Origin of the sequence: Variovorax sp. CF079 (assembly GCF_900101545.1) — a bacterium.
GTDB lineage: Bacteria > Pseudomonadota > Gammaproteobacteria > Burkholderiales > Burkholderiaceae_C > Variovorax.
Map to the genome: position 1 here is coordinate 78,162 of NZ_FMZU01000013.1, position 12,935 is coordinate 91,096.

Consider the following 12,935-nt stretch of genomic DNA (forward strand, 5'->3'; position numbering starts at 1 on the left):
ATGCTATGGATTTTGTAGCGCCGCATAACCTTCGATCGCCTCGGGACTTTGCGGGACTATGATGCCCGCTCGCTTTTTTCCGACCTCATGGCCGCCATCCACATCACCGACATCGAGGCCGCCATCAACTTCTGGCGCGAGCAGAAGCCCTCGCCCGATGGCATCACCCTCGCGCCCGAGCTGCGCGCGCTGGCCGAGGTCTATGCGCTGATGGTGTTTCACCACGAAGACGAGGTCGACGAGGTCGGCTTTCCCGCACCAGCCTGGGATGCCTGGCTGGCGTGGTACCTCAGCACGCCCGACACGCCCTGCATCGCCATCTGCTCCACCAGCCAGGGCGACGACGAGTGCAAGGGCTGCGGGCGCAGCTTCGACGAGGTGCAGCACTGGCCCGCCATGACCCCGGGCGAGAAGCGCTCGACCTGGCGCCGCATTACGATGCAGGACAGCGCCTGGCGCTTCAACAAGTACGCCGAGCGGGCGCGCGAGGCCGAGCACGTCTGGCCCGAGGACCCGGTTCCGGCGGACGCGCCGAGCTGAAAGAAATTCCAATGCGCCGCCTCGTGCAAGCCCCCAACCTGGCGATCGCCACGCTGTGGGTGCATGCGCTGCGCGAAGACGGGGTCGCGGCCTCGGTGCAGCGCGAATACCTCGGCGCCGCGGCCGGGCAGTTGCCGCCCGATCAGTGCCTGCCCGAGATCTGGATCGAGGACGAGTCCCAGTTCGCGCTGGCCGAGCGCCTGCTCCACGAGCTGCAGCACCGGCCGCAGCGGCGCTGGCAGTGCAGTTGCGGCGAGCTCATCGAAGGCGGATTCGAGCAGTGCTGGCAGTGCGGCGCGATGATGCCGCCCGCCTGAACCGAAGCCCGTCTACTTCAGCCGCACGGGCTCGATGTCGATGTTGTGCCTGCCGTCGCCCAGCATCAGCGCGCCTTCCTGGATCGTGGCCTGCAGCTGCATGGAGCGCTGCGCGAGCGCGGCGAGCGACTGCGAGGCGGCCGTCGGCACGCGGAACACGCTGAGGTTCTGCGGCCGCGTGAGCTTGTTCTCGATGCCGCGCCACCAGATCTCGGCCGCGTGATTGAAGCAGTAGACGATGACTTCGTCGGCCTTGCCGCAGGCCTTGATGATCGGCTTGTCCTCGGGCTGCCCGACCTCGATCCAGAGCTTCACCTCGCCGGTGAAATCGCGCAGCCAGACGTCGGGCTCGTCGGGGTTCGACAGGCCGGCGCCGAAGGCCAGCGTGCCGTCGCCGTTGCACACGTCCTGCAGCTTGTAGGCGTTGAGCGCCAGCGCCACCAGCCGGATCATCATTCGCTCGTCGGTCTCGCTGGGATGGCGCGCGAGCGTCAGTGCGTGGTCGGCGTAGTAGCCGTGGTCGATGTCGGCGACAGCAAGGTTGGCTTTGAAGATCGTCGATTTCAGGGCCATCAGATCCGCCGCGCGAGTTCTGCGGCTTTGCCGATGTAGCTGCCCGGCGTCATCGCCAGCAAGCGTTCTTTCTCGGCCTCCGGAATCTCCAGCGAGCGGATCAGGCCGTGCAGCGCCTCGGCCGTCACCGTCTTGCCGCGCGTGACTTCTTTCAGCTGCTCGTAGGCGCCCTGGACGCCGAAGCGCCGCATCACGGTCTGGATCGGCTCGGCCAGCACTTCCCACGAGGCGTCGAGGTCCTCGGCCAGCGCTTCCTCGTTGAGTTCGAGCTTGCCCAGGCCGGTCGCGAGGCTCGCGTAGGCCAGCACGGCATAGCCGAAGGCCACGCCGATGTTGCGCAGCACGGTGCTGTCGGTGAGGTCGCGCTGCCAGCGGCTGATCGGCAGCTTCTCGCTCAGGTGGCGCAGCACCGCGTTCGCGAGGCCGAGGTTGCCCTCGGCATTTTCGAAGTCGATCGGGTTGACTTTGTGCGGCATGGTCGAGGAGCCGATCTCGCCTGGCTTGAGGCGCTGCTTGAAGTAGCCCAGGCTCACGTAGCCCCAGATGTCGCGCGAGAGGTCGACCAGGATGGTGTTGGTGCGCGCCACCGCATCGAAGAGCTCGGCCATGTAGTCGTGCGGCTCGATCTGGATGCTGTAGGGCTGGAAGCTGAGCCCCAGGCCAAGCGGTGCCGGCGTCTCGACCACCTTGCGGCTGAAGGCCTCCCAGTCGAATTCGGGCCAGGCCGCCATGTGCGCGTTGTAGTTGCCGACGGCGCCATTCATCTTGGCCAGCAGCTGCACGCCGGCGATCCGTTCGCGCGCCTTGGCCAGGCGCACCGCGACGTTCGCGAACTCCTTGCCGACGGTGGTGGGGCTCGCCGTCTGTCCATGCGTGCGCGAGAGCATGGGCACGGCGGCGAACTTGGTCGCCATCGCGCGCAGGGTCGCGATCAGGCCGTCGATCGCCGGCAGCACCACTTTCTCGCGGGCCGCCTGGATCTGCAGCGCATGGCTGGTGTTGTTGATGTCTTCGCTGGTACAGGCGAAATGCACGAATTCGGAGGCCGCGAGCAGCTCGGGCCGCGCCTCGAATTTCGACTTGATCCAGTACTCGACCGCTTTCACATCGTGGTTGGTGGTCTTCTCGATCTGCTTGATCGCGATCGCGTCGGCCTCGGAGAAATTGGTGACCAGGCCCAGCAGGTACTTGCGTGCGCCGCCTGTGAGCGGCTTGAATTCGGGGAAGCCGCAGTCGGACAGGGCGATGAACCACGCCACCTCGACCTGCACCCGCCGGTGCATATAACCCTGTTCGCTCATCAGCGGGCGCAGCGCCGAGAGCTTGGCCGCGTAGCGGCCGTCAAGGGGGGAAAGGGCGGAGACGGTAGAGAAACTCATGGGCCAATTTTAGGTGGCGCCCCGCCGCTATCAATTTCAGTTCTCCGCCGCCTCCTTGAAAAAGGCGATCCGCTCGGCTGTGGCCGGATGCGAGGAGAAGGCCAGGCCGATGGCGTCGTCGTCGAGCCCGGCGCGTTTCTGCGCGCCGCGCCAGCGCTCGATGGCCTCGAAGAAGCCGACCATCACCCGCGGCGAAATGCCGGCCGCGCGCATCAGGCGCACCGACTCCGCGTCGGCCTCGCGCTCTGCATCGCGCGAGTAGCCCAGCGCGGCCAGCAGCACCGGCGCGCTACCGATCAGCGTGCCGAAGTCGCCGAAGGCGACCGATACCGCGAAACCGACCGCCGAGACCTGCACCAGCTGCCGCATCGCGTGGCGCTGGCGCACATGGCCGAACTCGTGGGCCAGCACGCCGAACACGGCTTCGTCGTTGCCGGGCATCAGCTGCACCAGCTCGTCGGTGAGGATGATCGTGCCGCCCGGCAGCGCCAGCGCATTGGGGCCCAGCTGCTTGTCGCGGCCGCGCCGGAACTCGAGCTTCCAGGCCGGCCCGCCCTCCGCATCCTCCGGGTGGGCCGCCCGCACCATCCGCGCGAAGGCGCGGCGGATGCGTTCCTGCTCGACGGGCGGCAGGGCGCTGGGCTGCAGCAGCGACTGGTCGACCGAGGCCAGCACCTCCTCGCCGATCAAGGCGTCGACGCGAAGCGGCACCGCCGCGGTGACGCCGCGCGCCACCCAGGGCAGGCCCCATTGGTACAGGGTCGCGGTGGCGGCCAGCAGCAGCACGAAGGCGATCGCGACGCCGCGCCAGTTCTGCTGGGCGCGCACCACCCAGCTTTCGGCGCGGCCTTGCTGCGCGGCCCACTCGTCCCAGGCCGCGACGTCGAGTGCCTGAACGCTGGCGCCCTGCGGCAATTGCGCGATGCGCCCGCCGTGCCGCGTGCGCTCGGGCCAGCGCACCTGGGCCAGCGGCACGGTGACCGGCGCGAAGGTTTCGCCCGGCGCCGGCGCGATCGTCAACAGGTCGCCCTGGACGTGCAGGCGCGCCGCGTATGGCCGGCTGCTGCGGCCGTCGAAGAAGCGCGCGTCCAGGGCTGAGCTCACATCCCGATGTCCAAACCGAACAGATCGGCCGCCATGTCGCCCGTCGCGCCCGGGTCTTCGCGCCCGGCCACCTGGCTGATCTGGTCCAGCCCGATGCGGGTCTGTAGCTCGACCGCCTCGATCTGCGCGCGCCGCGTGTTCACCACGGCGAAAGGCCAGTAGAGGCCGAGGGTCAGGAAGATCAGCAGGTAGTTCTTGCACTGCAGACCCAGGTAGTTCTTGAGCAGCAGGCGACTGTCGAAACGCATCAGCTCGTTGCCGGTGGTCGACCACAGCAGGTTCTGCAGCCGCACCTGCAGATAGGACTTAGGCAGGATGTTGAACAGCAGGACGCCGCCGAAGCCCAGCACTACGACCAGCACCACGAAGGCCGCGCCCATGCCGCTCTTGCGGCCGGCGAAGGCGAGGCCGCCGAACACGACGATGGCGATCACGAAGGCCACGAAGCTCAGCCCGATCAGCTTGATGAAGATGCCGTAGAGCACGCCCACGTCGGCCTTGAGCCGCGTCTGCAGTCCGCCGATGGCGTAGTTGCCGTGCTGGTAGCGCTTCACGCGCCAGAGGAAGTAGGGCACGCCCACCATGAAGGCCGTCATGCCGATGCCGATCACGCCGGCCGCGACCGCCGGCAGCGCCTGGGGCGCCTCGCCGCCGGTGCCGGCCATCGCGCCTGCGAGCGCCACCGGCAGCAGCGCCAGCGCGAGCGGCGGCAGCATGCAGGCATAGGCGCCGGCCGTGTCGCCGGCGAAGTGGAAGCGCAGGCCGCGCCAGCTGGTGTTGGCGAGCCGGAAGCGCATCGCGGCACGGAAGAGGGCCGGCCACAGCACGACGAAGGCCAAGGCGGCCACCAGCGCGGCCCAGCCGGAGAAGTTGCTGCCCACCGAATAGGCGATCAGGAAGCCGGCGGCGATCAGCGTGCCGCGCAGCATCTTGACCGGCTCGCCGTGGAAGTCCAGCGCGTCGCCGCCGACCCAGGTGTTGCTGTAGAAGTACTTGAGCTTGCGGACCTTGGCCCAGGGCAGGTAGATGCCGAGGGTGACGATGATCAGCAGCAGGTTCACGATCCAGATGCGGAAGTACTCGCTGCCGCTGGCCGTGAATTCGATCGGATGGCGTTCCGGGGTGGCGTCGACAGGCGCTTCGATGTCCATGCTTTCCTACCTTTTCCCTCGTTGGTATGTAGTCGATTCTGCACTGCGCGCGTTCACCGGGCCCCTCGGAAGCTTCGTCCTTCAGGGGGAGCCAGAGCGCGGCCAAGGCCATCCTCGACCAAGGCTGGGGCGAGTTCGCCCGCTTACTTGAATACAAGCTCGCCGCGCGTGGAGGCGAACTGGTTAAGGTCAATCCGGCCTACACCAGCTGCAAGTGCCGTCTTTGCGGTCACCTGAGCGCTGACAACCGAATGAGCCAAGCGCTCTTTTCCTGCGCGGAGTGCGGCCACGCAGAGCATGCAGATGTGCATGCTTCAAAGAACATTTTGACCGCGGGGCGCGCGGCTTGGGCTGCGAGAACAGCCCGAGGGCGGGCTTCTGGGCAACCAGGAGCTGCCGCCTGCGAAGAGGACGTTAGACACCTGCCACGCGCGAGCGTTACGGGTGCAGCCTCGAAAGCCCGAGGGCTCGCGCCCACGGGACAGGCGCAGGAACCCACCGAAACGACTATGACTGGGCTTGCCCCTGCGTGGCGCGGTAGGAATCCCCGTCCTTCTGGGCGGGGAGGACGTCAACTAGAATCAAAACGCTATAACGACGACCCCGGAAGGGAGAGAGCCTGCATGAAACTGATCGGATCCGCTGCCAGTCCCTATGTGCGCAAGGTGCGCGTGGTCATGGCCGAAAAGCGGCTCGACTACCAGTTCGTGATCGAGGACGTCTGGTCTGACGACACGACCATCGCCAGTTCCAACCCGCTGGGCAAGGTTCCCTGCCTGATCATGGACGGCAGCGAGGCCATGTTCGACTCGCGCGTGATCGTCGAGTACCTCGACACCCTCTCGCCGGTCGGCAAGCTGATTCCGCAGCAAAGCCGCGAGCGCGCCGAAGTGAAGACCTGGGAAGCGCTGGCCGACGGCGTGATGGACGCCGGCATCCTCTGGCGCCTCGAGGCGACCTGGGCGCGCCGGGCCGACGGTGAGCGCAGCCAGGCCTGGATCGATCGCCAGCGCGCCAAGGTCGAGGGCGGCATCCGCGCGATGGCCAAGGGCCTGTCCGACAAGCCCTTTTGCAGCGGCATCCACTTGAGCCTGTCGGACATCGCGGTCGGCTGCGCGCTCGGCTGGGTCGGCTATCGCTTCCCCGAGATCGACTGGCGCGGCGAGCACGCCAATCTGGCCCGCTTGTACGACAAGCTGATGCTTCGGCCCAGCTTCGCCGACACCCAGCCCTGACGAAAAAAGAAAGGCGCCGCAAGGCGCCTTTTTTCTTCGACCCGGAGGTGGAATATAAAAATGCTGCGAGGCGCCCCGAAACGAAGGAGGGAGGGAGGGAGGAGGAGAAGAATCGCCTCGGGATTTCGACCGAACGGCAAGCGCCCAGAAGACCTCGCAACATGAAAATGGCCGGGCTTTACGTGCCCGAGACCGGTATGAGCCCAGCCCGCGGGAGCCGGTTCCCGGGGCAGTGGTAAGCATTTGTGACGAATGCCGCAGGCGGCGCGTCAGTTGGGCCCGAGCTGCTTTTCCAGGTCGCGCACGAAGCCGCGATCGTCTGGCGAGGTCATGCTCGAATAGGACTCGACCACTTTGCCGTCGCGACCGATCAGGTACTTGTAGAAGTTCCATTTCGGCGTGGTGCCCGAGGCTTGTGCCAGCTCCTTGAACAGTGGATTGGCCTCCGCGCCGCGGACCGAGGACTTGGCGAACATCGGAAATTTCACGCCGAAAGTGCTTTCGCAGAACTCGGCAATCTCCTTGTTCGTGCCCGACTCCTGCGAGAAATCGTTGGAGGGGAAGCCCAGCACCACCAGTCCGCGCGAGCGGTACTTGCTGTCCAGCGCCTCCAGGCCCTTGTACTGCGGAGTGAAGCCGCAAAAGCTCGCCGTATTGACCACCAGCACCACCTTGCCCGCATACTGACACAGCGCCTGGGGTTTTTCGTCTTGCAGCCGCGGGAAGGTGTGCTGCAGGATGGGGGGGCAAGCGGCGGGAGGCGGGGCCGGGGCGCTCGTGGCCTGGGCGCTGGCGCTGGCCGGCAGAAGAAAGGCAGCAGCCGCGAGCGCCGAAAGAAAGAGCGCTGGCCGTCGGATCGAGATTCGCATGGCGGGTTTCCGGTGTGAAAAAGGGGGGCATCCGCGCCGCGGCGGGGGTACGCAGCCGCCATCATCGCGCGCTTGTCACGAGCGCGCCAAAGCAGCCGACTAAAATCCGCCGGCTTAAGAAAGACATTGATGCTTTATCCGGAACTCTTCAGACAGCTCGAATCCGTCCGCTGGGACATGGACAAGGATATTCCGTGGCAGTCTTTCGATGCAAGCCGCCTGTCCGAAGAACAGGCCCAGACCATCAAGATGAACGCGATCACGGAATGGGCGGCGCTGCCGGCCACCGAGATGTTCCTGCGCGACAACCGGCATGACAGCGACTTCTCGGCTTTCATGTCGATCTGGTTCTTCGAGGAACAGAAGCATTCTCTGGTGCTGATGGAGTACCTGAAGCGCTTCAGCCCCCAGCATGCGCCCACCGAGCAGGAACTGCACGACGTGCGCTTCGACTTCGACCCCGCGCCGCCGCTCGAAACGCTGATGCTGCACTTCTGCGGCGAGATCCGCCTGAACCACTGGTACCGCCGCGCGGCCGAGTGGCACACCGAGCCGGTCATCAAGCACATCTACACCACGCTGAGCCAGGACGAGGCCCGCCACGGCGGCGCCTACCTGCGCTACATGAAGCGCGCGATGGAAAAGTTCGGCGATGAGGCGCGCGCGGCCTTCACCAAGGTCGGCGTGCTGATGGCCAGCGCCAGGCGCACCGCCCAGGCGCTGCATCCGACCAACCTGCACGTCAACAAGGCGCTGTTCCCGCGCGACACCATCCAGAGCCGCGTGCCCGATCCGGACTGGCTCGAGCACTGGCTGGACAAGCAGATCAAGTTCGACGCCGTCTGGGAGAACAAGGTCGGCGAGCGCATCCTGCACAACCTGAGCCTCTTGATGAACCGCAGCTTCAAGACCGTGCAGGAGCTCAACCGCTACCGCAAGGAACTGGCGGCCTCGCTGGGGCCACAGCCCGCGTACCAAGGCGCCTGAGCGTTTGTGCAGAGCCCGTCACAAGACGGGCAGTTCGTCCGTCTTGCTTGCATATGGACGCTTCCACCCAAACTTTCGACCGCCATCGCCGGCGCCTGCTGGGCATCGCCTATCGCATGCTCGGCTCTTCCGCCGATGCCGAAGACGTGGTGCAGGACGCCTGGCTGCGTTGGAACGATGCCACCGTCGATGCGCTGAACAACCCCGAGGCCTGGCTGGTCACGGTGGTCACGCGCCTGTCGATCGACCGGCTGCGCGCCGCCAAGCAGCAGCGCGACCACTACGTCGGCACCTGGCTGCCCGAGCCGCTCGTGACCGATGCGCCGGCCTCGCCCGAGCAGATGCTGGAGCGCGCCGACGACGTTTCGATGGCTTTCCTGGCCGTGCTCGAGCGACTGGCGCCCGAGGCGCGCGCTGCCTACCTGCTGCGCGAGGTGTTCGATGCCGACTACGGGGACGTGGCCCGCACCCTCGGCAAGAGCGAGGCAGCCTGCCGCCAGCTGGTGCATCGCGCCAAGACCCAGATCCAGGACCAGCGGCCGCGCTTCGCGGTGGAGCGCGAGGCTCACCAGCGCCTGCTGGAGGGGTTTGCGGAGGCGGCGGCCAGCGGCGACATGGCGCGGCTGAAGGCGCTTCTGGCCGAAGACGTCGAGCTGATCGGAGACAGCGGCGGCAAGGTGCCCGCCTTTCGCCAGATGCTGCGCGGCGCCCAGCGCATTGCGCAGTACTACTACGCGGTCGTGCGGCTGCTCGGCATCGGCCTGCGCCTGCAGGTGGTGGAAGTCAATGGCGAACCGGGCCTGCTGCGCTTCTTCAACGGCGCGCTGGAGTCGGTGCAGACCATCGAGACCGACGGCGAGCGCATCCTGCGCATCCGCACGCAGCGCAATCCCGAGAAGCTGCAACGCATTGCCGCGCAGTTTTCGTCGCGGGCCATCACGCGCGAGGAACTGATGGCGCTGAGGACGCCCGCGCCCTGAAAGGTCAGCGGCGCTCGACGATCATCGGTGCGAGCTGCAGTCCGTTGCGCACCTGCTCGGCCGTGTCGCGCGCCAGCTCGCGCGAGGCGTAGGGCCCGAGTTGCAGCCGGTAGGTGCCGCGCTCCGCGAACACGTTGAGCGCCGGCGCGAGCGTGGGCAGGCTGCGTGCCACCTGCTGCTGGAAGCGATCGACGCCGTCGCGCTGGCTGAAGGCGCCCAGCTGCACCCAGAAGCCCGAGCTCGGCGATGAGGCCGACGCAAGCGTGGCCTCGGGCGCTGCTGCCGGCAGCGGCGCGGCTTCGGCCGTGAGTGGCGGCAGCGCGGCGAGCTCGCGCACCTCCGCGCGCGGCGCGGCGAGCACTGGGCTGGTGAGGGCCGCAGGCACGGCCACGCTGTCGGGCGCAAGCGGGCGTGGCGCCACGGGGGCGGCCGACGCCAGCGCTGAAGTGCCCGTGTCGCCACGCCGCCATGTACCCGCGCGGATGTCCTCGTTCGTGATGCGCTCGATCTCCACCGGCGCCACGCCGCGCAGCAGGTCGAGCTTGAGGGCCGCGGTGTAGCTCAGGTCGATGATCCGGTCGTCGTGGAAAGGGCCACGGTCGTTCACCCGCACGACGGCTTCTCGTCCGTTGGCCGGGTTGCGCACGCGCACGTAGCTCGGCAGCGGCAGCGTCTTGTGCGCCGCCGTCATCGCGTACATGTCGTAGGGCTCGCCGCTGGCGGTGGACTGATTGTGGAACTTGCGGCCGTACCAGGAGGCGAGGCCGGTTTCGCGCCACGGCCGGTCGTCGGTGATCGGCACGTAGGACCGGCCCAGCACCACATAGGGCTTGCTGGTGCCCCCGCTGCTGCGGATCGCTTCCACGCGCGGCTCCGCATCGGGCACCTGGCCGAGGCCCGCGGGCGGATTGGCATCGGGACCGTCGCGTCCGATGCCGGGGCCGCCACGCGGCCCACTGGCGCAACCGGCCAACAGCAGCAGTACCGCGCCGGCGACCAGCGCGAGGCTGCGTGCACTGGCCGGCCTAGCCAAACACCACCTTCCACAAGGCCAGCATGGCCTCGCGCTCGGCCACCAACGAACTCATCGGCACCTGCGTCGGCTCTTCGTTGAGCCGCGCCCGGTGCTGTACGCGCCGCAGCTCGCGGTAGGCGGCGGCCGCGTTCGCACCGATCCCTTCGGGCAGCAGGCCGGCTTTCTCGGCGCGCAGCAGCAGCGCGATGTTGCCCACGTTGGGAATCAGCTCGGGATGCGCCTTCGCTTCCGACAGCACGAGAAACTGCACCGTGAACTCGGCATCGACCATGCCGCCCGCGCTGTGCTTGACGTCGAAACGGTCGGCCTTGACGGGACGCGCGGCGCGCACCTTGTCGCGCATCGCGACGATCTGCGCCTTGAGCGCGTCGCGGTCGCGCGGCGCGGTGACCACGGCTTCGCGGATGCGGTCGAAGCGCTCGCCCAGCGATGAATCCCCCAGCACGAATCGCGCGCGCGTCATGGCCTGGTGCTCCCAGGTCCACGCGGTGTTGCTGCCGCGGCCGAGCTGGTACTTCTCGTAGGCCTCGAAGCTGGTCGTGAGCAGGCCCGAGTTGCCGTTGGGCCGCAGCGCGGTGTCGATCTCGAACAGGTCGCCCTCGCGCGTCTTGACCGTGAGCCAGTTGATCAGCTTGCGCACATAGGCCGCGTAGACCTCGCTGGCGCGCTCGTCGTCGTCGTCGTAGACGAACACGATGTCCAGGTCGCTGCCGTAGCCGAGCTCCTTGCCGCCGAGTTTTCCGTAGCCGATGATCGCGAACTGGGGCGCTTCACGGTGCGGGTTGCGCACATGGGGCCAGCACCAGCGTGCCGTCACACGCAGTACCGCATCGGCCAGGGCGCTGAGATCGTCGGCCACCTGCTCGACCGTGATGCGGCCGTCGACGTCGCGCGCCAGCGTGCGAAACACCTCAGCGTGGTGCGCATGGCGCAGCAGGTTCAAGAGGCGCTCCTCGTCGGCCTCGCCGGTCTGGCGCAGCGAGAGATGTCGGGCTTCCAGCTCGCGCTCGAACTCGGTGGCCGAGAAGCGCCCGGCCAGCATCTCGTTGCTGGCCAGTTCGTCGATCACCCCGGGATGCTGCATCAGGTAGCGTGCCGGCCACTTGGCCGAGCCCAGCAGGCGCAGCAGGCGCTCCTGCACCGCCGGCCGCTCGACCAGGAGCGCGATGTAGTTGTCGCGCCGGAGCAAGGGTTCGATCCAGTCGGCCCAGCGCAGCGCGGCCTCGACATGGTGGCCGATCTGCCCCGGGGCTTCGCTGTCGGGTTCGCGCAGCCACTGGCCGGTGCGCTGCACGAGCTGGCGCAGGCGCGCGCGGGTTTCGTCGCGCAAGGCGGTCACCCGCGGGTTTTCGCACCAGTCCCGGATGCGTTCGGCAAAGGCCGGCGGCAGCTCGTCGATCAGCTCGCTCAGGTCGACCGGTGCAGGGTTGGCGCTGCCGCCGTTGCATCGCGAGCAAGGCTTCTTGCCGCCCAGCAGCTTGTCGAATTCCTGCGCAACGAATTCGCGGTGCGCATCGAGCTGCGACAGGAAGAGGCAGCAGTCGGCATAGCCGAGCGTGTGCGCGATCCAGCGCAGGTCTTCGTCGTGGACCGGCAGCACGTGGGTCTGCTGGTCGTCCAGGTACTGGATGCGATGCTCCACCCGGCGCAGGAATTCGTAGGCCGCGGCCAGCGCATCGGCCGTTTCCTGCGGCATCAGGTTGGCGCGCGCCAGGCGCTGCAGCGCATCGAGCGTGGGCCGGGTGCGCAGCTCGGGGAACTTGCCGCCGCGCACCACCTGCAGCAGCTGCACGATGAACTCGATCTCGCGGATGCCGCCGCGCGAGAGCTTGACGTCGTTGGCGCGCTCGGGCCGTCCGGCGCTGCGGCGCGCGGCCTGCTCGCGGATCTGCCGGTGCAGCGTGCGCAGCGAGTCGAACACGTTGTAGTCCAGATAGCGCCGGAACACGAAGGGCAGCACCACGCCGCGCAGCGCCCGGGCCGAGCAGTCGTCGACCACAGACTGCGGCGCCACCACGCGGCTCTTGAGCCAGGCGAAGCGCTCCCACTCGCGGCCCTGCACCTGGAAATACTCTTCGAGCGCATCGAGCGACACCGCGCTGGGCCCCGAATTGCCGTTGGGGCGCAGCGCCAGGTCGACGCGGAACACGAAGCCGTGCGCGGTGGTGTCGCCCACCAGCGCATAGATGCGCTTCACGGCGCGCGCGAAGTACTCCTGGTTCGCGAGGCGCGAGCGCCCGTCGGCATCGCCCGCGGTCTCGCCGTCCTGGTCGTAGAGATAGATCAGGTCGATGTCGCTCGACACGTTGAGCTCGCGCGCGCCGAGCTTGCCCATGCCCACCACCCAGAGCTGGGCGCGCTGGCCTTCGGGGCCGAGGGGCGCGCCGTGCTGCGCGTCGAGTTCGGCGCAGGCTTCGCGGCAGGCGACATCGAGCGCGAACTCGGCCAGCTGGGTCACGGCGGTGGTGACCACGGCCAGCGGCGCATGATGGTCGCAGTCCAGCGTGATGAGCCGCTCCATCACCAGCTGCCGCACGGTGCGCAGCGCATCGGCCACGTTGTCGCCGCGCTCGCGCAGCGCCCGGAAGGCCTGCGCCATGTGCTCGCGCAGCGGCTCGCCAGGCGGCAGCAGCGCGAGTTCGGACGCGTAGCGGCGGCGCAGGCGCTGCACGAAGCGCGAGTAGTCGGACAAGGAGGGTGCCGCGATGACTTCGGCTTCGGTGGAACCCGGGTGGGAGCTGGCGGTCATAATTCCTGACACAGC

12 protein-coding genes are annotated in these 12,935 nt (G+C 67.8%); 5 read left to right on the plus strand and 7 right to left on the minus strand.

Annotated elements, in window-relative coordinates:
- Positions 1 to 87 precede the first annotated feature (87 nt).
- Together BLS74_RS18345 and BLS74_RS18350 are read left to right on the plus strand one after the other, a co-directional pair.
- Positions 88 to 540, plus strand: coding sequence for a DUF3717 domain-containing protein (locus tag BLS74_RS18345; RefSeq protein WP_093108577.1), 453 nt, complete (start codon positions 88 to 90; stop codon positions 538 to 540).
- Positions 541 to 551: 11 nt separating this feature from the next.
- Entirely contained in the window at positions 552 to 857 is a 306-nt protein-coding gene (locus tag BLS74_RS18350) for a hypothetical protein (RefSeq protein WP_093108578.1), read from the plus strand.
- Between the two features lie 12 nt (positions 858 to 869).
- Here the strand turns inward: BLS74_RS18350 and BLS74_RS18355 are convergent, their stop codons facing one another.
- From BLS74_RS18355 to BLS74_RS18370, 4 genes are read right to left on the minus strand one after another with little or no spacing between them, the layout of a single operon-like run.
- Complete coding sequence (locus BLS74_RS18355) at positions 870 to 1,430, minus strand: YaeQ family protein (protein WP_093108579.1); 561 nt, start codon at positions 1,428 to 1,430, stop codon at positions 870 to 872.
- Positions 1,430 to 2,809, minus strand: coding sequence for an adenylosuccinate lyase (purB, locus tag BLS74_RS18360; protein ID WP_093108580.1), 1,380 nt, complete (start codon positions 2,807 to 2,809; stop codon positions 1,430 to 1,432). The genes BLS74_RS18355 and purB overlap by 1 nt, the downstream gene beginning before the upstream one ends.
- Before the next feature lie 36 nt (positions 2,810 to 2,845).
- Positions 2,846 to 3,913, minus strand: coding sequence for a M48 family metallopeptidase (locus BLS74_RS18365; RefSeq protein WP_093108581.1), 1,068 nt, complete (start codon positions 3,911 to 3,913; stop codon positions 2,846 to 2,848).
- Positions 3,910 to 5,064, minus strand: a complete 1,155-nt coding sequence (locus BLS74_RS18370; protein WP_093108582.1) for a YjgN family protein — start codon at positions 5,062 to 5,064, stop codon at positions 3,910 to 3,912. Before BLS74_RS18370 ends, BLS74_RS18365 begins: the two co-directional genes overlap by 4 nt.
- Before the next feature lie 623 nt (positions 5,065 to 5,687).
- Between BLS74_RS18370 and BLS74_RS33915 the strand changes: the two genes are divergently transcribed.
- Entirely contained in the window at positions 5,688 to 6,299 is a 612-nt protein-coding gene (locus BLS74_RS33915) for a glutathione S-transferase N-terminal domain-containing protein (RefSeq protein ID WP_139191714.1), read from the plus strand.
- A gap of 269 nt (positions 6,300 to 6,568) precedes the next feature.
- On the opposite strand, the gene BLS74_RS18380 is transcribed toward BLS74_RS33915, so the two are convergent.
- Positions 6,569 to 7,168, minus strand: coding sequence for a glutathione peroxidase (locus BLS74_RS18380; protein ID WP_093108584.1), 600 nt, complete (start codon positions 7,166 to 7,168; stop codon positions 6,569 to 6,571).
- Between the two features lie 129 nt (positions 7,169 to 7,297).
- Between BLS74_RS18380 and BLS74_RS18385 the strand changes: the two genes are divergently transcribed.
- Both BLS74_RS18385 and BLS74_RS18390 read left to right on the plus strand, forming a co-directional pair.
- Positions 7,298 to 8,155, plus strand: coding sequence for a ferritin family protein (locus BLS74_RS18385; RefSeq protein ID WP_093108585.1), 858 nt, complete (start codon positions 7,298 to 7,300; stop codon positions 8,153 to 8,155).
- A gap of 53 nt (positions 8,156 to 8,208) precedes the next feature.
- The gene (locus BLS74_RS18390) at positions 8,209 to 9,135 is read left to right on the plus strand and encodes an RNA polymerase sigma-70 factor (protein WP_093108586.1); all 927 of its coding nucleotides are present in this window, start codon (positions 8,209 to 8,211) and stop codon (positions 9,133 to 9,135) included.
- Between the two features lie 4 nt (positions 9,136 to 9,139).
- Here the strand turns inward: BLS74_RS18390 and BLS74_RS18395 are convergent, their stop codons facing one another.
- Positions 9,140 to 10,168 (minus strand): septal ring lytic transglycosylase RlpA family protein, encoded by a 1,029-nt coding sequence (locus BLS74_RS18395; protein WP_093108587.1) that lies wholly within the window; start codon positions 10,166 to 10,168, stop codon positions 9,140 to 9,142.
- Positions 10,161 to 12,920: a bifunctional [glutamate--ammonia ligase]-adenylyl-L-tyrosine phosphorylase/[glutamate--ammonia-ligase] adenylyltransferase gene (glnE, locus tag BLS74_RS18400; RefSeq protein ID WP_093108588.1), complete on the minus strand. Its 2,760-nt coding sequence runs from the start codon at positions 12,918 to 12,920 to the stop codon at positions 10,161 to 10,163. The genes BLS74_RS18395 and glnE overlap by 8 nt, the downstream gene beginning before the upstream one ends.
- Positions 12,921 to 12,935 lie beyond the last annotated feature (15 nt).

Coding starts and splice junctions, on each gene's coding strand:
- BLS74_RS18345 (WP_093108577.1), top strand. CDS start 88: ATGGCCGCCATCCACATCACCGACATCGAGGCCGCCATCAACTTCTGG.
- BLS74_RS18350 (WP_093108578.1), top strand. CDS start 552: ATGCGCCGCCTCGTGCAAGCCCCCAACCTGGCGATCGCCACGCTGTGG.
- BLS74_RS18355 (WP_093108579.1), bottom strand. CDS start 1,430: ATGGCCCTGAAATCGACGATCTTCAAAGCCAACCTTGCTGTCGCCGAC.
- purB (WP_093108580.1), bottom strand. CDS start 2,809: ATGAGTTTCTCTACCGTCTCCGCCCTTTCCCCCCTTGACGGCCGCTAC.
- BLS74_RS18370 (WP_093108582.1), bottom strand. CDS start 5,064: ATGGACATCGAAGCGCCTGTCGACGCCACCCCGGAACGCCATCCGATC.
- BLS74_RS33915 (WP_139191714.1), top strand. CDS start 5,688: ATGAAACTGATCGGATCCGCTGCCAGTCCCTATGTGCGCAAGGTGCGC.
- BLS74_RS18380 (WP_093108584.1), bottom strand. CDS start 7,168: ATGCGAATCTCGATCCGACGGCCAGCGCTCTTTCTTTCGGCGCTCGCG.
- BLS74_RS18385 (WP_093108585.1), top strand. CDS start 7,298: ATGCTTTATCCGGAACTCTTCAGACAGCTCGAATCCGTCCGCTGGGAC.
- BLS74_RS18390 (WP_093108586.1), top strand. CDS start 8,209: ATGGACGCTTCCACCCAAACTTTCGACCGCCATCGCCGGCGCCTGCTG.
- glnE (WP_093108588.1), bottom strand. CDS start 12,920: ATGACCGCCAGCTCCCACCCGGGTTCCACCGAAGCCGAAGTCATCGCG.